The 22,489-nt window shown below is 37.5% G+C and carries 21 protein-coding genes; 5 read left to right on the top strand and 16 right to left on the bottom strand.

Annotation, left to right across the window (positions count from 1 at the left end; translation table 11 throughout):
• Positions 1 to 73 precede the first annotated feature (73 nt).
• Genes ACN9MR_RS20205 through ACN9MR_RS20215 form a run of 3 tightly spaced genes read right to left on the bottom strand, consistent with a single transcriptional unit; the run spans position 74 to position 3,307 of the window.
• Positions 74 to 1,216 carry an ABC transporter permease gene (locus tag ACN9MR_RS20205; RefSeq protein WP_426326342.1) on the bottom strand — a complete coding sequence of 381 codons (1,143 nt, stop codon included), beginning with the start codon at positions 1,214 to 1,216 and terminating at the stop codon, positions 74 to 76.
• Positions 1,216 to 2,352, bottom strand: a complete 1,137-nt coding sequence (locus ACN9MR_RS20210) for a glycosyltransferase family 2 protein (protein WP_426326343.1) — start codon at positions 2,350 to 2,352, stop codon at positions 1,216 to 1,218. Before ACN9MR_RS20210 ends, ACN9MR_RS20205 begins: the two co-directional genes overlap by 1 nt.
• Entirely contained in the window at positions 2,330 to 3,307 is a 978-nt protein-coding gene (locus ACN9MR_RS20215) for a lysylphosphatidylglycerol synthase domain-containing protein (RefSeq protein WP_426326344.1), read from the bottom strand. The genes ACN9MR_RS20210 and ACN9MR_RS20215 overlap by 23 nt, the downstream gene beginning before the upstream one ends.
• A gap of 41 nt (positions 3,308 to 3,348) precedes the next feature.
• Here ACN9MR_RS20215 and ruvC point away from each other — a divergent pair, with 41 nt between their 5' ends.
• Positions 3,349 to 3,936 carry a crossover junction endodeoxyribonuclease RuvC gene (gene ruvC, locus ACN9MR_RS20220; RefSeq protein WP_131030358.1) on the top strand — a complete coding sequence of 196 codons (588 nt, stop codon included), beginning with the start codon at positions 3,349 to 3,351 and terminating at the stop codon, positions 3,934 to 3,936.
• Positions 3,937 to 4,056: 120 nt separating this feature from the next.
• Here the strand turns inward: ruvC and ACN9MR_RS20225 are convergent, their stop codons facing one another.
• From ACN9MR_RS20225 to ACN9MR_RS20240, 4 genes are all read right to left on the bottom strand, one after another.
• Positions 4,057 to 4,419, bottom strand: a complete 363-nt coding sequence (locus tag ACN9MR_RS20225) for a hypothetical protein (protein WP_426326345.1) — start codon at positions 4,417 to 4,419, stop codon at positions 4,057 to 4,059.
• A 42-nt stretch (positions 4,420 to 4,461) separates the two neighbouring features.
• Positions 4,462 to 5,355 (bottom strand): DUF4349 domain-containing protein, encoded by an 894-nt coding sequence (locus ACN9MR_RS20230; RefSeq protein WP_426326346.1) that lies wholly within the window; start codon positions 5,353 to 5,355, stop codon positions 4,462 to 4,464.
• Between the two features lie 413 nt (positions 5,356 to 5,768).
• On the bottom strand, positions 5,769 to 5,987 hold the full coding sequence (locus ACN9MR_RS20235; protein ID WP_029278686.1) for a hypothetical protein: 219 nt from the start codon (positions 5,985 to 5,987) through the stop codon (positions 5,769 to 5,771).
• A gap of 57 nt (positions 5,988 to 6,044) precedes the next feature.
• A complete protein-coding gene (locus ACN9MR_RS20240) occupies positions 6,045 to 6,812 on the bottom strand; it encodes a 5'-nucleotidase, lipoprotein e(P4) family (protein ID WP_426326347.1) in 768 nt (255 codons plus the stop codon).
• 273 nt (positions 6,813 to 7,085) lie between these two features.
• On the opposite strand from ACN9MR_RS20240, the gene ACN9MR_RS20245 reads away from it, so the two are divergent.
• Complete coding sequence (locus ACN9MR_RS20245) at positions 7,086 to 7,595, top strand: PKD domain-containing protein (protein WP_426326348.1); 510 nt, start codon at positions 7,086 to 7,088, stop codon at positions 7,593 to 7,595.
• A gap of 59 nt (positions 7,596 to 7,654) precedes the next feature.
• Here ACN9MR_RS20245 and ACN9MR_RS20250 read toward each other — a convergent pair whose 3' ends face one another.
• The 9 genes from ACN9MR_RS20250 to ACN9MR_RS20290 all read right to left on the bottom strand — a co-directional run bounded on the left by ACN9MR_RS20250 (position 7,655) and on the right by ACN9MR_RS20290 (position 15,210).
• Positions 7,655 to 8,782 carry an ATP-binding protein gene (locus tag ACN9MR_RS20250; protein WP_426326349.1) on the bottom strand — a complete coding sequence of 376 codons (1,128 nt, stop codon included), beginning with the start codon at positions 8,780 to 8,782 and terminating at the stop codon, positions 7,655 to 7,657.
• Between the two features lie 211 nt (positions 8,783 to 8,993).
• The gene (gene atpG / locus ACN9MR_RS20255; protein WP_426326350.1) at positions 8,994 to 9,890 is read right to left on the bottom strand and encodes an ATP synthase F1 subunit gamma; all 897 of its coding nucleotides are present in this window, start codon (positions 9,888 to 9,890) and stop codon (positions 8,994 to 8,996) included.
• 87 nt (positions 9,891 to 9,977) lie between these two features.
• Complete coding sequence (gene atpA, locus ACN9MR_RS20260) at positions 9,978 to 11,552, bottom strand: F0F1 ATP synthase subunit alpha (RefSeq protein WP_055912900.1); 1,575 nt, start codon at positions 11,550 to 11,552, stop codon at positions 9,978 to 9,980.
• Positions 11,553 to 11,693: 141 nt separating this feature from the next.
• A complete protein-coding gene (atpH, locus tag ACN9MR_RS20265; protein ID WP_426326351.1) occupies positions 11,694 to 12,233 on the bottom strand; it encodes an ATP synthase F1 subunit delta in 540 nt (179 codons plus the stop codon).
• Positions 12,234 to 12,294: 61 nt separating this feature from the next.
• Entirely contained in the window at positions 12,295 to 12,789 is a 495-nt protein-coding gene (locus ACN9MR_RS20270; RefSeq protein ID WP_086547936.1) for a F0F1 ATP synthase subunit B, read from the bottom strand.
• A gap of 89 nt (positions 12,790 to 12,878) precedes the next feature.
• A complete protein-coding gene (gene atpE, locus ACN9MR_RS20275; RefSeq protein ID WP_025144011.1) occupies positions 12,879 to 13,091 on the bottom strand; it encodes an ATP synthase F0 subunit C in 213 nt (70 codons plus the stop codon).
• 42 nt (positions 13,092 to 13,133) lie between these two features.
• The gene (atpB, locus tag ACN9MR_RS20280) at positions 13,134 to 14,300 is read right to left on the bottom strand and encodes a F0F1 ATP synthase subunit A (protein ID WP_426326352.1); all 1,167 of its coding nucleotides are present in this window, start codon (positions 14,298 to 14,300) and stop codon (positions 13,134 to 13,136) included.
• Positions 14,301 to 14,314: 14 nt separating this feature from the next.
• Complete coding sequence (locus tag ACN9MR_RS20285; protein ID WP_426326353.1) at positions 14,315 to 14,704, bottom strand: hypothetical protein; 390 nt, start codon at positions 14,702 to 14,704, stop codon at positions 14,315 to 14,317.
• A 281-nt stretch (positions 14,705 to 14,985) separates the two neighbouring features.
• The gene (locus ACN9MR_RS20290; RefSeq protein ID WP_426326354.1) at positions 14,986 to 15,210 is read right to left on the bottom strand and encodes an AtpZ/AtpI family protein; all 225 of its coding nucleotides are present in this window, start codon (positions 15,208 to 15,210) and stop codon (positions 14,986 to 14,988) included.
• Between the two features lie 110 nt (positions 15,211 to 15,320).
• Here ACN9MR_RS20290 and ACN9MR_RS20295 point away from each other — a divergent pair, with 110 nt between their 5' ends.
• The 3 genes from ACN9MR_RS20295 (at position 15,321) to uvrC (ending at position 22,409) form a co-directional block, all read left to right on the top strand.
• Positions 15,321 to 18,086: a tetratricopeptide repeat protein gene (locus ACN9MR_RS20295; RefSeq protein WP_426326355.1), complete on the top strand. Its 2,766-nt coding sequence runs from the start codon at positions 15,321 to 15,323 to the stop codon at positions 18,084 to 18,086.
• A gap of 105 nt (positions 18,087 to 18,191) precedes the next feature.
• On the top strand, positions 18,192 to 20,411 hold the full coding sequence (locus tag ACN9MR_RS20300) for a transglycosylase domain-containing protein (RefSeq protein WP_426326356.1): 2,220 nt from the start codon (positions 18,192 to 18,194) through the stop codon (positions 20,409 to 20,411).
• Between the two features lie 195 nt (positions 20,412 to 20,606).
• A complete protein-coding gene (gene uvrC, locus ACN9MR_RS20305) occupies positions 20,607 to 22,409 on the top strand; it encodes an excinuclease ABC subunit UvrC (RefSeq protein WP_426326357.1) in 1,803 nt (600 codons plus the stop codon).
• Positions 22,410 to 22,489: the final 80 nt, after the last annotated feature.

A 22,489-nucleotide genomic window follows, 5' to 3' on the forward strand; every position in this document is an offset into this window, starting at 1 on the left:
ATAACAAAAGATTAAGTTTGTTTTTAAGGGTAAAGCAGTATCATAATTGGTACTGCTTTTTTTATAATAATGATTAAACAGTTACATTCTGCCCTTTTACATCAAATGCATCCCGTAAGCCTATGGCCAGTACATTAAAGGCATAAACAGTAAACATAATGGCTAAACCTGGTAAAACAGCTAAGTAGGCTGCATCCATAATGATATAACCATAATGTTCTTTAATCATGCTCCCCCAGCTTGGCATAGGTGGTTGAGCGCCAAAACCTAAAAAGCTTAATCCTGTTTCCAGTAATATGGCTGAAGCAAAATTAGATGAGGCAACAACTAAAATTGGTCCTGCGATGTTCGGTAATATATGTTTGATAATGGTTCTGCTCGTGCTAAAGCCCAAAGCTCTTGCGGCCTCCACAAATTCGACTTCTTTTAAAGCCATTACCTGCCCGCGTACTAACCTTGCTACATCTACCCAGGTTGATAGGCCCACCGCAATAAAGATCTGCCAGAAACCCTTACCTAAAGCGAATGATATCGCAATTACCAGCAGTAAGGAGGGTAATGACCAAACTACATTCATAAACCAACTGATGGCTGCATCCACGCGACCACCAAAATAGCCAGCAATGGCGCCTAAACTCACGCCAATAAAAAGAGAGATGAGAACGGCCATTAAACCTACAGATAACGAAACTCTGATGCCTAAAATCAATCGGCTTAATAAATCACGTCCGTAAATATCAGTTCCTAAAATATAAGTTTTTTTGTAAATGTTATTTTTTTCGAAAAGTGCCTGCGGGCTCTTTATTTTGGAGGGAACTACGCAATCAGGGCACAAATCCTTAAGTTCATACTTCGTTTCTTTGGCTTTTTCATCTTCACCAATATATTCATGTATAAAAACTGACTGATCTTGGATCTTGTAGGAGGTAATCGGGATACTTTTAAAAGTTGGCTTTTGCCCATTCAGCATCCGCTCAAAAAAGTTAAGCTTTTCTATTTTAGGGTTCCTGTTTATAATTAAAAAAGTAAATGAACTTCCGGGTTTCTTTTTGTTTAATTGAAGAATCTGAACATTTGCATTTGGAGAATCATCTGGCATAACAAGGTAGCCCAAAATGCCCATTATCATTAACAGTAAAATAAAAACCAATCCGCCGAAAGCAAATTTATTCCGTTTAAACTTTAACCATACTTTTTTTGATGGGCTATTATCCATTATCTAACCATTCTGCCTTTCCAATTATATTTCCCACTGTTGCCAGCAATGCCTATGTACACCATATAAAGTACGTGCAGCACATTTAAAACAGGGATTAAAATGAGTAAACTGCGCCTTTTGGCAAAGCCGGTTACATCCCATAAAAATAAGGTTTCTAAAACCATTTTAACCAATAGTTGATAAAATGTGATCATTAAAAAACCCGGAATAAAAAGCCCGGTGATAAAGTTTGCCAGAATAGTGAGGTTAAATATCCAAATTAGAACCCCTAATACGATAATTGCCTTATTTTTATAACGGGTACTTTTAGAAGCCCAACGTTTGCGTTGTTGAATAAATGCACCTAAGGTTTCTTTTGCATGTGTATACACAATGACTTCTCTATTTTTGAGAAAACCGATCTGATCGGGATACTTGGCAGCAATTTTATGCAACAGTAGCTCGTCATCGCCCGATGCCAGATCATCTATACCCTGAAAGCCACCAACTTCATAAAAGGTTGCTTTCTCGTAAGCTAAATTTGCTCCATTACAGGTAGAGGGTTCCTTATTGCCAATAGTAGAGGCCCCCAAACCGATCAGGTATAGAAACTCTAACGATTGCAGGCGCTCAAAGAAACTTTTCTCCTGGAAATAGGCTACCGGGCAGGAGATCATTTTGTAATTTTTCTGCTCATATAGGTTTACAATAGTAGCGAGCCAATCTGCACCCATTCTGCAATCGGCATCGGTGGTGATAATCAGATCACCAGAACAAGTTCCTATTGCAGTTTGTATAGCCTTTTTTTTGTACGAATTCAACGCCCTATCTTCATTGAGCTTAATCAGTTTCACATTCCGGTCTGCATAACTCAACACAATTTCTGCCGTACGATCGGTAGAATGGTCGTCGATAATAATTATTTCGGTTAAAACCTTAGGGTATTGCTGTGCCACCAGGTCATCAATGGTTTTAGTAATATTGGCTTCCTCATCCCTTGCGGCAACAATGATAGAAACTTTGGTTTGGGGATCGGATTTTTGCGGAATAAAATAAACCAGGTTATGCCATCCTCTGATAAAATTAAGGACTAAAAAACCATAGATTAAGGTTAATGCGGCAGATAATAGACTAATTAGATTTAAGATTTCCAAAAAAATTGAGTTTAAAAACGAAATAAGTGCCTAAGATAGCAGGAATTATAATATTTATGAGCCAAATACTTGCAGTACATGCAATAACAGCCACATGTTGATCAGTTACGTGTTTAAATAATTCAACAGCGGTAACACTCCTGATACCCACATCAAAAAGATCAAGTGAAGGTAAGGCCGATTGTACCAAAAAGAGCAAACAGGTCATCATAATGATATCTGCATAATGCAAACCTGGTATCAACCAGGTAAACAGAATGAAATATTGCGAGCTAAATACCAGATAACGGGCAAAACAATAAGTGATGATTTTGAATAGCTCTCTTTTTCTGTAGCGACCTAAAATGCTGTAAAACTTTTTATATTTCCTTGTGAATTTAATAGAGAGCAAAATCCCATTTAACCATCGGATATTAAAGTAGAATATTAGAAAAAACAGACAGAAAAATACCGCCAGAAATACTACTGCAATAAACAGCACATGATCGATCGGAATAAAACGATAAACAAAAAAACAGGCTGCAATGGCTCCAAAAACATTCGTTAGTACCAGTTGCCCAATGCTGCCTACACTCATGGCCACTATACCCACAATCCTTCTTTTAGGTGATAGGAAAAATACCCTTCCTCCATACTCTCCTAACCTGTTGGGTGTAAAAATGGCCAGTGTTAATCCGCAAAATACCGATTCGATGGCGCGATAAAAACTGATAGGCTCGATGTGGCTCATGAGGTATTGCCATTTTCCCGCCTCCAAAAACCAATTCACAAACATTAACAATACCACGATACCGATTACCGTAACAATTTCTGTTTGCGGGATATCTTTTAATAGCGTACTGAAATCGTGCAGATTTTTATTCGCAACGAGTTTATGGTAAATAAACCAAAAAGCAAATATTACGATTGCAGCTTTGATCAGAAATGATAATATTTTTTTGTTCCTGCCTGTCAAGATTATCTTTTTAGTTTGCAAATATGCTTAATATTGCTGTAATGTTGAACGAAAAAAAGGAACGGGTTATTATGGGCATTGATCCAGGCACAGCGGTGATGGGTTATGGCGTAATTTTAGAGAAGGGAAATAAAACAGAACTGATTAGTTTAGGGGTGGTGAAGATGACACATCTGGATGATCCTTTTCTTAAGCTTCAGCGGATATTCGAAAAAACTGTGGTTTTAATCGATCAATACAAACCTGATGTTTTGGCCATCGAAGCACCGTTTTATGGAAAAAACATTCAGGTGTTATTAAAATTGGGTCGCGCACAGGGCATTGCCATTGCAGCTGCACTCTCCAGAAATATCTCGGTGACTGAATATTCGCCGCGTAAGATCAAACAATCAATTACAGGCAGCGGAAATGCAACTAAAGAGCAAGTAGCAGCGATGCTGCAACGTTTGTTAAACTTTAAAGAAACACCAGAGTTTTTAGATGCTACTGATGGGTTGGCCGTAGCGGTTTGCCATTCCTTTCAGAAAATTACCACAGGTGGTAAATCTAAAACCTATTCGGGCTGGGAATCTTTTGTAAGTGATAACAAAACCAAGGTTAAAGGGTTAGCGGTTAAGGCTAAGAAATAGAAATAAATGGTCCGTGCGGAAACGGACCATGGAACGAGGTTTGGTTGTAAAAGTCAAGATAATAGTCGGCCGGTGAAACACCGGCCGATGGGTTGTCTTCATTAAATATCCTTATTTTATCTATTTATTGGGAGTCAAATTTAAGATTAGACTATCTTTGGAGACTGAATTATAGTTGTTTTTCTCCCGGTACTTATTAAAATCAATTGCAAGCGTATCAAAACCATCTTTTGTCAGCACAATTCTAGCATCAGGACAGCTTGGTACACACCCTACAAAGCGGCTACCTGTAAAAAAACCTTGTTCATCAGAATAACAACTGTCTGCAATATTATCATCTAGTTGAAGTACAACTTTAACTCCTTTTAAAGGAAGTTTGGTCTTGGAGTCATATACATGACCATTACCTCCCACAATCCCCTCGCATGCCAGTAGAAAGGTCAGTAATCCGAAAAACATGATATTAAATATGACCTTTTTCATTTTCAGGTTATTATTATTGGCATTCCAATACATGAAATAAATTTAATTGTTAGGGTGATTATCCATTAAACTTTTTGTCGCTTCATCCATTGCTAATTTATTCTTCCTGATAAAATATTTAATAGTGAAAAAGGTTGCAATACCTACCAATATCAGCATCCATAAATTGGAAATTGCGATGATGATTTCTTTAAAAATTGTCCAGCCATTTACAATACCCAACCAAAGTCTGTTAATAAATGCAGGGCGATAATCATACAGATTATCATTAGCCACAATCATCGTTTTAACCGTGTTGTCCTGATAAAAATTTAGGGTAATGGTACTAAATTTCACACGGCTGTCGATTTGCATATTCTCAATTCTCTTGTCAACATAATCGTCTTTGATGTAAAGCGAAGATTCTACATTGGCACTTTTTTTCGAGGCTACTTTATTGATCTTTTCAATCGCATCGACCCGATTCTGGGCTTTTAGTTTATTGGCTAAATAAGCGATACTTTGATCGTCCATCTTCATCGATTGGTGGTCTACAAAGACAGCCATTTTCGCGATGGTATTGGTAAATTCATCCAGTCTCTCTGACGGAACTTTTGCTACCAGATAACCCTGGGTACGATAGGAAGTAATTTCTTTCAGCGAATCGGTAGATTGTTTTACTTTATCGGTTTCCTGGATGGTACTTTCGATGGAGAACTCAGCAACCGTGCCGCCTTCGGCTTTAATGGTCTTGCTGAGCTGTTCTTTGGTGTTTTGAACGTCTTTCACCCTAAAACGCATATCTGCAGTTTTGATAATCTTAGCCACAGCTGTACTATCTGTAGGCATTCTTAATTCATTTGCGACGAGAGCTTCGGAGCTAGCATACTTATCACTCGATTTCTGGCAGCCAAAAATTGTTAAAACTATGGCTATAGCAATTATATTCCTTTTCATGATTCAGTGGTTCTAAAAAATTAATCATTTTAAATATCTGCTTCAAATGGCCATTAGAAGTTTCGCGTTTTGGGTTGGTTTGTAACGCTCTTTTCACTTAATACTACAAAGTGATTTAGGTAACCCAAAAAACAAATTGTTTATATACAGATGTTATATAGCCTACATTTCCATAAAGTAAAAATATAAAAACAAAATGCCAGTCACAATGTAAAACCGAAAGCCGCAGAACTGTCTGGTTTTGGACAGAAAGGTTTGCCCAAGTGATTTAAACCTGACAGGAGCGAGCACCGAACGCAATGAGGTAAAGCGGATTGCTAAACCTATCAGGTTTTAAAAACCTGATAGGTTTGTTCACAAAAAAGCCGGTCATGAATGAACATGACCGGCTTTATATTTTGATAGTAGAACGCTTATGCGTCTAATATTTTGAATACACCTTTAATGGCAATAATTGCGCCGATGAACAAAACAATCCAGGATGCTAATGATACTTGCCACGAATCGTAAGCGAAACGTGCGTAAGTACCCACCATGCAAACCAGTACACCAAAAATCATTAATTTATAAATTCCTGGCTGGTTAGCCGTTTTCATACTTTCTGTATTGTGCTTTAATTCGTTGTTCTCCATAATGTTTATTTTTATGATGCTGCAAAAGTAATACTTATTGCTGAATAATTATAAAACTTAATAACTTTTTAATCGTTCTAGTCTTTGTTTCGCTTTATCTTTATCACTAAGTTTTTCTCCCTGGTACAAAGGCTTTTCCCAATCGCCGTACATGGGGTTTGGTAACACGATATACTTTGTTCCAAATAGGTTCTGATTTGTGTTTACCTGTTCAAAGGTATTTTTATTTTCGCGATAAAAGATATTGCTGAAATCGCTTAAATTATCGCCACATAACAGGAGAATATTATGCGTTTCAGTAATTTTTTGGCGGCGCGATTCTTTATTTGATGTTCCTGTCGATACCACTAAGTGCGCATCATCTGCATAGGGAAAGCCAAAGTGCTGCAGGTTTTTCAATGTTGCATTATAATCCTTTTCATCGCGGTTACTCACATAAAAAGTTTCGATATGCTTTGATGCGGCAAATTTTAAAAAAGCTAAAGCACCCGGAACAGTATCAGCCTTCGCTAAGCTTGTCCATTCCGTCCAATCTCCTTGTAAGTAACTCAGGCCTTTTTTAATTTCATGCCCCTGAAAAGCCGAATTGTCTAAAACCGTCTCATCTATATCAACGATCACACAATTTGGTTTTTTACTGGTATCAGCCCATAAAGCTTCCTTTAGCGATAAACGGGCAAAGTTATAAGCCTGAAAGCATAATGCCCTATACTCGCCCGACGTTTGCTGCCAAAGCACCGCATTGGTATAATCACGGGCAGGATTTTGGGCTGCAGCAAAACCTGGTAGCAAAAACGATATAATGATAAACAGGTATTTTTTCATAATTTAAAGTTAATGTCCAAAGATATTAAACTCCGGCGATGGAGTATTCATTTAAACATCATTTAAATCATGCCTCAATAATATAGGGGAAAAAATCGCAAATAATTTTCTCTATTAATTTTTTAGTTATAGAAATTTATTAGCTTTGAAAAACACACAAATAAAATCAAAAGTTTACTAGGGATAGCTATTGCCCTATTTTTCTTTGCTGCTTGCAAGAAACAACCAAATCCAGAAATTAGTACAACCGATTTTAACATTAATAAAAAGTCATTGTATTTAACGCAATCCATTGAACTTAATGCAAACGCAGGTGGTAATTATATTTGGAATTATGGCGATGGAACTATTGAAACCAAAGGAAGTAAAACTGAACATCAGTACAAAACATCTGGCATTTTTGAAGTGACTTTGACCGTTTACAACAAGACTAGTAAGATCAAAGTAAGGGTATTTCCCGGGGATATCAGTTATCAGATTAAAAATAACAGCATCTTCGACCTAGATCTGAATTCTTATGTCAACCTACCTGTTAATACAGTAAGGTCGGTATTAAAGCCAAACGGACTCTCAGATACTATTTACGTTAAATTACAGGCTACAGGAAATTTATTGCAGCTTACAAACATTAGTGGTATAGCGAAAGGAAAAGCTTTTCGTTTTGCTGATATGTTTTGGCAAAAAGATTCTATGCATAACGTTCTCACAGTAGATAACGATACTAAAATTCAACTTGGCGCACATGGGGAACTAGGAATTAGTTCTACACTTGGGAATTTATAACAATCAGTTAAATCATAAAGCCCGTTCCTAACCGAAACGGGCTTTTTTGTTATAAAGATTTAACCATTCAAAAAGCTTCCCCTATCGGTTTTTGATAAGATTAGCGTTTCTGCTTCTGGATAAGCTTGTGTAAAAGTTGTAGGAATTTTATTTTTACCTCTTTCGTTCCATTTAAACTCAACAGCTAATAATTTATCTTTCGTTTTTTCAACATAATCGATTTCCTGCTGCTGTGTAGTGCGCCAAAAAAAGCAATCTGCTTCCATTTGATGCTGATGTAAAAACTTCATCCGCTCCGCAATCATATAATTCTCAAATAGTGCACCTACATCATTTCTGTTCGCGATTGAATTAAAATTACGCGTAATGGCATTCACAATGCCGGTATCATAAAAATAGATTTTCTTATTCTTTTTGATTTCATTACGCACGTTGCCAGCAAAGGCTGGTAATGTAAAAATCACAAAAGATTTTTCAAGTAAATTGATGTATTTATCTACCGTTTTCTGATCAGCTTTTACCAATTGAGCCAGCTCGGAAAAATTCACTTCACTCCCAATCTGTAAAGCCAAAGCCTTTACAATTTTCTCGAACAACAGTGGTTTTTTTACCTCTTCTAATGCAAACAGATCTTTATATAGATAACTATCTGCAAGCAATTTTAAATGTTCTTCAGCATTATGCGGATCATTAATTATTTCGGGATAAGAACCGTAAATCAATCGCTGCTCCAGTGATCTTTCTTCGGTAAGGAAATCGGTATCGTTTACCAGTTCGGCGTATGAAAGAGGCAAAAGCATCATCTCGTATTTCCGTCCCGTTAAGGGCTCATTAATTTTACCTGATAACTCAAAAGCTGATGAACCTGTAGCGATGACCTGAACGCTTTTAAAACGGTCTACAATAATTTTAATTAATAAGCCAACATCATTTATGCGTTGTGCTTCATCTATAAAAAGCATTTCATAATTACCAAGCATCTGCGCAATCTGTGTGGCATTGGGCCTGGCTAAAGCTTCCCTCACATCTGCATCATCTCCGTTCAGGTACAATGTCCTTTTATCCACTTTGGCTAACAACTGCTCTACAAAAGTAGTTTTACCGGTTTGCCTTGGCCCAAATATAATAAACGCCTTGCCCTTAAAGAGCCTTGCAGAGGCATAATCCAATTGTTTCCTAGCGATCATAGCAAATCTTTACCATACAAAAGTATAATAATTTTGGATTACAATCCATAAAAAACATAATAATTTTGGATTACAATCCATAAAAACGATAATAATTTTGGATTTACACGAACGCAAGTCACAAAAAAGCCCATTTCTGAATTGAAATGGGCTTTGTATTTATATAAGCAATACTGCTAACTCAAAACTGTGAGCTGCAAACTAATTCTCATTATCCGTTCAACGCTGCTGCACCACTTACAATCTCAGTTAACTCTGTTGTAATTGCTGCCTGACGTGCCTGGTTGTATGAAAGTTTTAAGGCTTTCAATAATTCTCCAGCATTTTCAGTTGCTTTATCCATTGATGTCATACGTGCACCGTGCTCAGAAGCATGAGAATCTAATACGGCTTTGTATAACTGAATTTTAATTGATTTAGGAATTAACTGCGCTACAATTTCTTCTTGAGAAGGCTCTAAGATATAGTCAACATTAATTGCTTTCTTATCTGTTTTTAGATCCGCTGTTGCTTCTTCTGCTTTAGGTAGAGGTAACAACTGTTCTGTAGTAATAAATTGTACTGCGGCGTTTCTAAAACGGTTATAAACTACTTCTACTTTATCAAACTCACCCTTAATAAAACCAGCCATAATCGCATCCGTAATTTTAGTTACGTTTTCAAAAGTTAAGGCCGAGTATACTTCATTATTGTTACCAATAACATTGTATTTACGTTTTTCGTAAAAATCCTGAGTTTTCTTACCGATAGAAATAATGCTTACATTACCGTTTTTCAACTGTTCGCTATATTTTTCAGCAATTAAATTGTTGGCCGCTTTAATTACGTTCATGTTAAAAGCACCAGCCAAACCACGGTTCGATGATACAGTAACAATTAAAACCTTATTGGGCTCACGCTCCTGGATAAAAGGTGATGAAGACCCTTCTAAACTTGCCGATAGATTACCTAAAATCTCTTTCAGTTTAGTTGCATAAGGACGTAAAGCGATAATTGCATTAGTAGCACGCTTCAGCTTTGCTGCCGAAACCATTTTCATAGCTTTGGTAATCTGCTGTGTTGATTGTACCGATGCAATCCGGTTTCTTACTTCTTTTAAATTAGCCATTCTTTATTTAGATGTGAGATGTGAGATATAAGATATGAGACGTTTCCGGCCCAATCTCAAATCTCAAATCTCATGTCTCAAATCTTATTAATATTTACTTGAAATCTCTTTTGCTACTGTATCTAAAACGCCAGTAATGCTATCATCAAATTTACCAGCTTTTAATGCTGCTAAAGTTTCTGGATGACGTAATTCCAATTGCGTTAAGAATTCAGTTTCAAATTCTTTTACCTTGTTAACCGGAACGCTACGCATTAAGTTTTTAGTACCCGCGTAAACAATTGCAACTTGTTTCTCAACAGTAAATGGAGAGAACTGCGCCTGTTTCAACATTTCTACGTTACGTGCACCTTTATCTAATACCGATTTTGTTGCAGCATCTAAATCAGAACCGAATTTAGAGAAAGCCTCTAACTCGCGGTATTGAGCCTGATCTAACTTTAAAGTACCTGCTACTTTTTTCATCGATTTAATCTGCGCATTACCACCCACACGTGATACCGAGATACCTACGTTAATTGCCGGACGGATACCTGAGTTGAACAAGTTCGACTCTAAGAAAATCTGACCATCAGTAATCGAAATTACGTTGGTTGGGATATATGCTGATACGTCACCTGCCTGAGTTTCGATAATTGGTAAAGCTGTTAATGAACCACCACCTTTAACGATATGTTTAATCGATTCAGGTAAATCGTTCATTGCTTTTGCGATATCATCGTTAGCATTGATTTTTGCAGCTCTTTCTAACAAACGACTGTGTAAGTAGAAAACGTCACCTGGATAAGCTTCACGGCCCGGTGGACGACGAAGTAATAAAGATACCTCACGGTAAGCAACAGCCTGTTTAGATAAATCATCATAAACAATTAAAGCTGGTCTACCTGTATCGCGGAAAAACTCACCAATTGCAGCACCTGCAAACGGCGCATAGAACTGCATTGGAGCAGGATCTGCAGCCGAAGCAGCAACAACAACTGTATATGGTAAAGCGCCGTTTTCTTCCAATGTACGTACAATGTTAGCTACAGTAGAGTTTTTCTGACCGATAGCAACATAAATACAGAACACAGGCTGGCCTGCTTCATAAAATTCTTTTTGGTTGATAATGGTATCGATACAAACGGCTGTCTTACCAATCTGACGGTCGCCAATAACCAACTCACGTTGACCACGACCGATTGGAATCATTGCATCAATTGCTTTAATACCAGTTTGTAAAGGCTCATTTACCGGCTGGCGATAAATTACACCTGGCGCTTTACGCTCTAAAGGCATTTCGTAAGTTTCACCTAAGATTGGTCCTTTACCATCTAAGGGCTCACCTAAAGTGTTCACTACGCGGCCAAGCATACCTTCACCAACTTTAATAGAGGCAATTTTTTTGGTACGTTTAATCGTATCACCTTCTTTGATCTCGTCTGAAGCACCCAAAAGTACCACACCAACGTTATCTTCTTCAAGGTTTAATACAATACCTTGTAGGCCGTTTGCAAATTCAACTAATTCTCCCGATTGAACTTTAGTTAAACCGTAAACACGGGCAATACCGTCGCCCACTTGCAACACGGTACCAACTTCTTCCAGTTCGGTTTCTGATTTGAAGCCCGCCAATTGCTGTCTGATAATTGCCGATACTTCGTCTGGTCTTACCTCTACCATAATTTTACTTTATATCTTTTTGTAAATGTTTAGTGCTTAGCGCATGGCGCTTGGCATTTATTCGCCATCCGCTTATCGCAATACTTTTTTATTTGGCTTTTGGCGCATGGCGTTCTCCGCTATACGCTTATCGCCTCGCGCTTACTGCGCAAATTCTTTTTTTAGTTTACTTAAACCGCTGGCAATACTTGCATCAAATTGCTTATCACCAACTTTTAATATAAAACCACCAATTAGTTTCTCGTTAATTTTTTCGTTAACAATAACCTGGTTGGCGTTTAATTCTCTTTTTACAATCGCAACAATCTGCTCTTTAGTTGCAGGGCTTAATGCACTTGCAGTAGTTACATCAGCAGTAACAATACCTTTAATTAAGTTATATTGCTGAACGAACTGTTTTGCAGTGGCAAATAAAATTGCCGAACGGCCTTTGTTAACTACGATCTTGAAAAATGCGATGGTTAGTTTACTTACTTTATCAGCAAAAATACCGTTCAAAATACCCGTTTTTTTATCTAAAGGTACAATCGGGTTTTTTAATATTGCTTCTAGTTCAGGGGTTTCATCAACCACTTTTTCAAACAAAACCATATCATTATAAGATGCCTCTAACGCATTGTTTTCAACGGCTAGGTCTATTAATGATTTGGCATATCTGCTTGCAACTTTAATTTCTGACATATCTTTTGGGTTGGCGTTTAGCGGCTGGCGTTTAATACGCTTATCGCTTTACGCAATACGCTTAGTTTAATTCAACGTCTTTTAACAAGTTAGCTACTAAAGTTTCTTGTTTTGCTTTATCATCTAATTGCGTACGTAAAACACGTTCTGCAATTTCTAATGATAATGAAGAAACCTGGTCTTTAACTTCAGCTAAAGCTGCTTTCTTTTGGTTCTCGATTTCGATTTTAGCTTTCTCGATCAGTTTAGCACCTTCAACCTGGGCTTGTTTTTTAGCTTCGTTTAAAATACCATCCTTTAAAGTTTTAGCTTCCTTTAAAATCTCATCACGTTCTGCACGGGCCTGTTGCATCAAATCTTGATTCTGGCTGGTTAAACGAGCCATTTCTTGTTTGGCTAATTCAGCTTTGTTAAGTGCCTCATCAATGCTTTGCTCACGTTCGTGAATAGCACCTAAAATAGGTTTCCATGCAAATTTTCTAAGTAATATCAATAAGCAGATAAACGCTAACGACGTCCAAAAAACCAATCCTATGCTTGGGGTTACTAATTCCATTTTTTATCTAATTTTTAAAAACAATCTTTTTAATAGGGCTGGGTAAATAACCAATCGTTAAATACCCAACCTAATTTCTTCAGTGATTATTAACCGTTTAAGCCTAATAATGCAACTACCACACCGAATAAAGCAGCACCCTCGATAAGGGCAGCAGCGATAATCATTGCAGTCTGAATTTTTGATGCAGCTTCTGGTTGACGAGCAATACCTTCCATTGCTTTACCACCTACTTGACCGATACCGATACCTGCACCGATTACTGCTAAACCGGCACCAATTGCCGCGATTGAACCTACCATAACTAATTTAATTTATATTAATTTGTAAAAAATAGTTTTCTATTAATGATGTTCTTCTACTGCCATACCAATAAATAAGGCAGTTAATAATGTAAAAATAAAGGCTTGTAAAAATGCTACCAGTAATTCCAATACATCCATAAATAAAACGAATGCCACTGAAACTGGGGCAATAGCCAATGTTTCGAAAATAAAAATTAAGGATATTAAACTTAATACGATAATGTGACCAGCTGTAATGTTTGCGAACAAACGAACCATTAAAGCGAACGGCTTAGAAATGATACCAATAACCTCAACAACAACCATTAAAGGCCACAACCAAAATGGAACATCAGGCAAAAAGATATGTTTCCAGTAATACTTATTACCATTTAGGTTTACGATAAGCATAGTACCCAAAGCCATAACAAATGTTAATGCAATATTACCAGTAACGTTTGCGCCACCTGGAAAAATCGGCACTAAACCTAATAAATTGTTAAATAAGATGAAGAAAAAAGTAGTCAACAAATACGGCATAAACTTCGCATATTTATGACCAATATTCGGTTTAGCAATATCATCTCTTACGAAAATGATGATCGGCTCAAAGAAAGACTGCAAACCCTTTGGCGCTTTACCTACACGTTTTTTATAAGCACTTGCCACAGCAGCAAATACAATTACGATTACCAGAATAGCTACAAACATCGCAGCAATGTTTTTGGTAATAGAGAAATCAATTACTGTATCAGACGCATTTTCATCGATCTGACCATCAGCACCAACTACTTTAATGTTTTTATTAAACATATCCTTAGTCATGCTTTGTTTTAAACCAGTTACCAAGCGGTATTTATTGTACTTACCTTGATAATCATGTTCTCCATGATGAAAATGAGCTGACGAGAAAACCTCTAAACCGTTAGCCGTATACAAAATCACCGGAAGAGGCAACGAAGTGTGCCCCCAAAGATGCCACACATGTGAATCGGCAATGTGCTCCATAATCACTTTGGTTGGCTCAAATTTTTCTTCACCATGTTTAGCAGCACCATGCTCACCAGAAACTGCTTCGGCAGATCCGGCTACAACACTATCAACAGGAACAACAGCGCTATCAACCTGGGCGAAAGTATCAATTTTGATAGATAAAAACGCGATTAAAAGCGTAAAAACAACAATTAGTCTTTTAACTTTCGACACAAAAACTTGGTTACAATCCATTTATTGGCAGTTTTTTACTTTAAATTTTGGTGGCGCAAGTTACGTAACAAACAGTAAATTTCAAAGGCCGTAAACAATAAATATAAAGAAAAAAAATTAAGCAGAAATACAAGCCCAATTCCCTTCGCTTTTATACTGTAAATCAACACAAAAGCCATACAAAAAATCATCTTCACTGCAATTGATCCCATAATCGCCATCACACCTACTTCAGGATCGCGTTTTATACCGATATCCACAAGCATATAAGCCACATAAGTTATGCCGGCCAAAAAGCCAAACATCACCCAAAAGTTGTTTACAAACAATTGTTTATCAGGAAATACGGTAGGTAAAACGGCAATAACACCTATTAAAAGGCCCACAAAAATGAAATAGATACTGGTAAATTTGGCTAGAGTCAATGTATAATTTCTTAGCAGATAAAAACTTTTGCAAAGATAAGGTTTTTAGTATCAAGTAAGTAGTGTGGGAGATAATTATTATGAAGGTTGGTTAACTGTTTAAATTGATTAATCGGTTAACTGAAGCAAACAGCAAATTGTTCTATTGCTTAATTGTTTTAAATTGGTTAATCTGTTAAGCGAAACAAAACTTCTAATTTAAATTGTTTTATATTAACTGCTGATAGCAAACTGTCGATTGAAAACCGAGAATTGCCTATTGGAAACTGCCAACTGAAAACTTATGGTTTAGTAGCCTGCCTAATGGCCTGGTATAATGCAATCCCCACCCCTGCCAACGCAAAAGCAGCAGTGATTAAATTAGTTTTGCTGTTTCTGTGCGCATCAATCTTATAGCCAATAAAAGTGAGCAGGCCAATGGTAGCAATCATCTGGAAGCCAATGGCCGAATATTTTGCAGCTGCATTTACCTTTTTCTTTGTATCTTCTTCTTTCGGATTTTCCATTTTTTAATGCAATAATTAAATTAACTTTGAATAATTAAAATTTGTTGCCAAATAAAATATTTTTCTACATATATTGTTTATTGTATATCCACCTAAGAGATTTATCATACTTGAAAAATTACGCTAACAAAAACTTAAATCCCTTCTTCATCCTTATAAGCGTCCTCCTTATTTATGGCTGTGTCGCAAATAAAGATACAGCAGTAGATCGCAGGTTTCAAAACTTAACGGCAAGGTATAACTATATCTACAACTCCAATGTTCTATTAACCGAATACAATGAGAGCCTTTTACAAAGTTATTCCGATAATTATGAAAAAACACTGCCTGTTTACCTCGATCCTGAGCCACAGGTAAATCTGGTGCTTACACCAGGGATAGCCAATAAACAGCTCGATGAGGTTATTACCAAGGGACAAACTGTTATAAACGATAAAAGTTTTAGTAATTATATTGATGATGCCTATATGCTTTTGGGTAAGGCAAATTATTTAAAAGGGAATTATTTTATCGCATCAGAATACTTTGATTATACGGCAAAAACCTATAGCAGCGATTTAAAAACATTCATTATGGCAATGAACTGGAAAGCACGTAGCCAAATGCAATTGAACAATATGGTGCTGGCCGATAAAATTCTTGATACCATGTTGCGTGCTTCTGACGAGCTGAAGAAAGATCTGGCAGAGCCATTGGCAACTGCTGCCCAGATGCGTATTTATCAAAAACGCAATAAAGAAGCCATCCTGTTTTTAGAATCGGCAATTGCCCTTCCGGCCGAAAAACAGCTGCGTATACGCTGGCGCTTTATCCTTGCTCAATTGCAGGAGAAAGAGAAAAATATTCAGGATGCCTATGCTAACTTTACCAAAGTAGAAAAAAGCAATGCCCCCTTTGAAATGTATTTTCATGCTAATTTAAACCGGATTAAATTAAAAGCATTACTAAGCGGCGTTAAGCTAAATAAAGAAGAACAGCTTTTAGCATTACTTAAAGACGATAAAAACTTCGATTATACCGATCAGATTTATTATCAGGTTGGAGAGCTTTTTTCTGCAGAAAGGAACTTTGTAAAAGCTGAAGAAAATTACCACAAATCGATTGCAAAAAGCACCAGGAACCAAAATCAAAAGGCATTATCTTATTTAAGAATTGCCGATTTAAACTTTAAAGAGTTTAACAACTACATTAAAGCAAAACTGTATTACGATAGTACGGTGATGATTTTGCCTAAAAACTTTCCTGATTACGATAATATTGTTAAAAAAGCTGACAACCTAAAATATTTAACCGATAGGTATACCATTATTGCAAAGGAAGATACCGCCCAGGCTATTGCCAAACTTCCTGCTGGCGAGCGTGAAGCCAAGGTTAAAGCCTATTTAACACCTAAAGTTGAAGTAAGCAATACTGGAGGGGTTATCAGTAATCAATATTTAAATGATCCTGATTTTCCTAACCGATCGTTAAATGCCTCGAATAATACTGCAGGGAATACTTTTTATTTTAACAACAATGCAGCAATAAGCAATGGCTTTGGCGATTTCAAAAAACGCTGGGGCAACAGGCAGCTGGAAGATAACTGGAGACAAAGCAACCGGTCTTCCGCCCAGGAAACCAATCAGGTTTTGGCAGGTGGGAATGTAGCTACCGGAATCACGCCTGCAAATGGAGAAACGAATCAAGCGGCTGTAGATCAAACCACATTAGAAAAGCAGTTTTTGGATGGTTTGCCAACCACTCCGGCCCTATTGGCTACCTCCGATCAAAAAATCATTGATGCTTATTTCGAAATCGCCAGTTTCTATCAACAAGAGCTAAACGATAAAGCAGAAGCAAATAAGATTTACCTGGAACTGATTAAAAGATATCCGGACAACAACCATTTAGTTGCCATTTACTACAGTTTACATCTAAATTACAAGGGTGTTGATGAAGTAAAATCAGATCAGTACAAACAATTGGTGCTTACTAAGTTCCCTGAATCAAATTTTGCAAAGAATATCCTAGATCCATCATACTCGGCCAAACAAACGGAAATGGAAAACATTGCCATTAACAATTACAATGTAGCCTTTGATGCTTATGCCAAAAAAGATTATGCAAATGTGGTAAAACAGGCTGACGATAACATCACTGCTTTTCCCAACAATGATCTGGCACCACAGTATGCCTATTTAAAAGCAATTGCCATTGGCCGTACAGCAAAAATTGATCCTCTGCTTACTGAATTTAACCAGATTACCACGCTTTATCCAAACGATAAAATTATTACGCCATTGGTTCGCGATCATTTAAAATACATTGAAGCAAACCTCGATGAATTTAAACAAAGGCCGGTCGCCCTTGTAGATTTTGATGCCAATGCACCACGTTTTGTAAGCCAGGCTACACCAATTGCCGTACCAACAAAACCTTTGGTAACCGATAATGCCACGGTAAAAACGGCAGAGCCTGCTCCAGTGGCTAAACCGGTTGAGGTTAAGCCAGCCGATCCTACTAAGCCGGCCAGTATTTTCAGCGCAGCTAAATCAGAAGAATACTATTACGTGATCGACGTTGCCGACGCAACTTTAACCTTAAGTTCATCGCGATTCGGAATAGGACAATTTAACCGCGGTAATTATCCTGATAATGATTTGGTACATAAATTGGTGGAGTTAGATAACGACCAACTGATTTACATTACTAGTTTTATCGATCTTGAAGATGCCAAAATTTATGAATCAAGCATTACAGGCCAGTTAAAGAACATTATGAAAGTTCCAGCCAATCTATATAAGGGGTTTATCATCAGCAAAGAAAACTTCGAAAAGCTAACAGACCGATCGCGCATTAACGAGTATCTGGAGTTTTTAAAAGACAATTACAAATAAGTAGTATGGTTTAAGCTGGTGGAGAAAAACCTATTCTATAAAAAATTAATAAATTTGCATCCAAAATCTTCTATTCTGGAGATTAATGGAAAATAACAATACAAAATGAATAAGTCCCTTTCTGCACAAGAAACAAAAAGATATAGTTTAATCATCTGGAAAATACTGATCGGGGGAATAGCCCTGTTTGCCATTTTCATTTCGATGATCGGGTTGGGCCTTTTTGGTGCGCTGCCCTCTTTCAGGGATATCGAACACCCAAAAAGTAATCAGGCTTCAGAAATTATTGCGGAGGATGGTCGTCCCTTAGGCACTTACTTTGTTCAGAACAGATCAAATGTTACTTATAAAGATATTTCCGAAAATGTAATTAACGGATTAATTGCGACTGAAGATACCCGCTTTAAAGAACACTCAGGCATAGATTTTAAGCGTACCTTCACCATTATCGGTTACAATTTAATCGGCAAAAAGCAGGGCGCAAGTACCATTACACAGCAGTTGGCTAAAAATCTTTTCCCAAGAGAATCAAACCTAAATTTTTTCTCCCTGGTATTAACCAAGTTTAAAGAGTGGATTGTTGCGGTTAAACTAGAACGCAACTATACCAAAGAAGAAATTATTACCATGTATTTAAACACGGTCGATTTTGGTAACCAGGCTTATGGTATTAAATCGGCGGCAAGGGTTTATTTCAATACCACTCCCGATAAATTGACCTTAACACAGGCAGCGACCTTAGTGGGTATGCAAAAAGGGATCACCATGTATTCGCCAACTCGCCACCCCGAACGATCAAGAGACCGCAGAAATACCGTAATGGCTATGATGGTTAAATCTGAGCTTCTAACCCAACAGGAATTTGATGAGCAAAAAGAGAAACCTTTAAACCTGCATTTTAATGCAGCAACCGTTAACGATGGTATTGCACCATATTTCCGTTCCGTATTGAAGAATGATATCAAAAACATTTTTCAGGAGCAGTCGATTACCAAACCAGACGGCACACCTTACGATTTAGACCGCGATGGTTTGAAAATTTATACCACATTGAATTATGATATGCAGGTATATGCCGAAGAGGCGCAAAAAGAATACATGAAGATTCTACAGGCGCAGTTTATCGCCAGCTGGAAAGGTAGAAACCCTTTTAAGGATAAAGCTTTACAGATTGAACAGGGGATTAAAAGATCAGACCGTTATAAATCGTTAAAACTGGAAGGTAAATCGGACGATGAAATTAAAGATGATTTCAACACCAAAACAGAAATGACCATCTTTACCTGGAAAGGTAATATTGATACGGTAATGAAACCGATCGACTCTGTACGTTATTACAAAATGTTGCTGCGTAATGCTATGATGACAATGGACCCCACAAATGGCCATGTAAAAGCATGGGTTGGCGGAATCAATTACGAGCATTTTAAATACGATCAGGTTAAAATGGGAACCAGGCAAGTAGGCTCAACTGCGAAGCCATTTACTTATGCCGTAGCAATTGAAAATGGTTATTCTCCTTGCTACACTGTGCCAAATGTACCAGTAACGATAGATGGCTATGGAGAACCATGGACGCCAAGAAATTCGGGTAAACCACTGCCGGGCAGCATTACTTTACAAAAAGCCCTGGCTTACTCTCAAAATTATGTTACTGCCTATTTAATGAAACAGGTTGGCCCGGTTGCAGTATCAACATTGGCAACCAAAATGGGGATTCCTAATGTTCCTGCATTTCCTTCCATCTGCTTAGGTACTTTCGATTCATCTGTCTACAATATGGTAGGCGCTTATGGTGCTTTTGCAAACAAAGGAACCTATACCAAGCCAATTTATTTGTTAAGAATTGAAGATAAAAATGGTGTGGTCCTATTTTCTCAAAAGGAAATACCAAAACCGATCATGAGCGAAGAGGTTGCTTACGTAATGACCAGAATGCTTAAAGGTGTAGTAACTAACGGAACCGGATCGAGGCTGAATTATAAATACAAAGTAAACGCACCTATCGGAGCTAAAACAGGTACTACCCAAAATAACTCAGATGGTTGGTTTATGGCCATTACCCCTCAATTGGTAACAGGTATATGGACCGGCTGTGAGGATAGGGCATTCCACTTTATCAGTACCAACCAGGGCGAAGGTGCCAATACCGCGCTACCAATTTTTGCAGGTTTTATCAAAAGAGTATACGCCAATCCGGCCTTAAAAATTAGTCATGCTGATTTTGAGGCGCCAAAATCTGGTGTTTCCATCACCTACGATTGCAACCAATACCAGCAACAGGAAGAAGGCGCAACCGAATTGGATGAGAAGTTGGGTTTCTAATGCTTTAAGGGTTGCGTGAAGGATAGCAGTGGAAATCCTTTTGTTGTCGCCTTGAGCGCAGCCAAAAGGCAACAAAAGATTGTAACGGATAGCCTGACCCTTTGCGCAGCTTAGGGGCACGCCCAAATGATAAATTACACTAAATCGACGTCCACTTAATCAAAATTATCCCTTTCGAATCTTATTTTTGTAATAATGAGCAGTTTCGACCATAAAGCAGCATTAACCGCAATTCCGCATAAACCTGGTGTTTACCAGTATTGGGATGCTGATGGAAAGCTCATGTATATTGGAAAGGCAAAAGACCTGCGCAACCGTGTAGGTTCTTATTTCAATAGCGACAGGAATCAGTTTAATGGTAAAACAAGGGTACTCGTTTCCAAAATCAGTAAAATTACATTCACTATTGTTGATACCGAGATCGATGCTTGGCTACTCGAAAATAGTTTAATTAAAAAACATCAGCCTAAATTTAACATCAACCTAAAGGACGACAAAACCTATCCATGGATTATTGTTAAAAACGAAAATTATCCCCGGATTTACTGGACAAGGAAAGTGATTAAAGATGGCTCTACCTATTTTGGCCCTTATGGTTCGATAGGCATGATGCATACCATTTTGGATCTGATTAAAGAAACCTATCCCCTCCGTACCTGCAGTTTACCCCTAACGGAGAAAAATATAGCTGAAGGGAAATTTAAAGTTTGTCTGGAATATCAAATTGGTAACTGTAAAGGTCCTTGTCAGAATTACCAAACCGAAACAGACTACGATAAAAATATAGCTGAGATTAAAGAGATCCTGAATGGCAAAATCGGGAATGTAATCCGTGATGTTAAAGGAGTTATTAAATCGGCATCAGAAAACCTGAACTTCGAACTGGCGCATCAATACGCAAGGCGATTAGAAGTATTGGAGAAGTACCAGAGTAAATCTACAGTGGTAAATAGTGCCATTACCAATGTTGATGTGGTGAGTATAGCATCGGATGAGCGTTATGCTTTTGTAAATTACCTGAAAGTGATGAATGGAACCATTATCCAGACGCAGACCATTGAGGTTAAAAAGCAGTTGGATGAGAGTGATGATGAAATTTTAACATTGGCCATGTTAGAATTCAGAACGAAGTTCAACAGCACCTCAAAAGAAATTATTGTTCCTTTTGAGCCGTCGTTAGAAGATGAAAGTTTAAAATTTACTGTACCTAAGCTAGGCGAGAAGAAAAAACTCCTGGAGCTTTCGCAGAAGAATGTTTTGTTCTTTAAAAAAGAGAAACTTAATCAATACGAAAAATTAAATCCTGATTTACGCACTGATCGTATTTTAACGACCATGCAGAAAGATCTGCGTTTAACGCAGCTTCCAAAACACATAGAATGTTTTGATAACTCCAACTTTCAGGGGAAATATCCGGTTTCGGCAATCGTTGTTTTTAAAGATGCAAAACCATCGAAAAAAGACTACCGCCATTTTAATGTGAAAACGGTAGAGGGTCCTAACGATTTTGCGACCATGGAAGAAGCCGTTTTCCGCCGCTACAGGAGAATGTTAGATGAAAACCAGACATTGCCTCAACTCATCATCATTGATGGTGGTAAAGGGCAGCTTTCGTCGGCTCTGAAGAGTTTAAAGCTATTGGGCATAGAAAACAAAGTTACCGTAATTGGAATTGCCAAACGTTTGGAAGAACTTTTCTACCCTGGCGATTCCTATCCTTTGTATCTGGATAAAAAATCAGAAACCTTAAAAGTGATCCAACAGTTACGTGATGAAGCCCACCGCTTTGGGATTACCTTTCACCGCAAGAAACGCGATCAAGGGACACTTAAAACAGAACTGGAGCAAATTGAGGGTATCGGTAAAACTACCGCTGATAAACTGCTAACCCATTTTAAATCGGTTAAAAAAATTAAAGAGGCTACCGAAAAAGAACTGGCAGAAGTGCTGAATAAAAAACAGATGATTACCCTTCAGGCCTATTTTAATCAGGAATAACGCTTGTAATCCTGATTCTCTTTGAAGAGAAATCTCAATTTCTACAATATAGTCGAAATGACATTATAAACAAAAAAGCT

Origin of the sequence: Pedobacter sp. R-06 (assembly GCF_049913135.1) — a bacterium.
Taxonomy (GTDB): Bacteria; Bacteroidota; Bacteroidia; order Sphingobacteriales; family Sphingobacteriaceae; genus Pedobacter.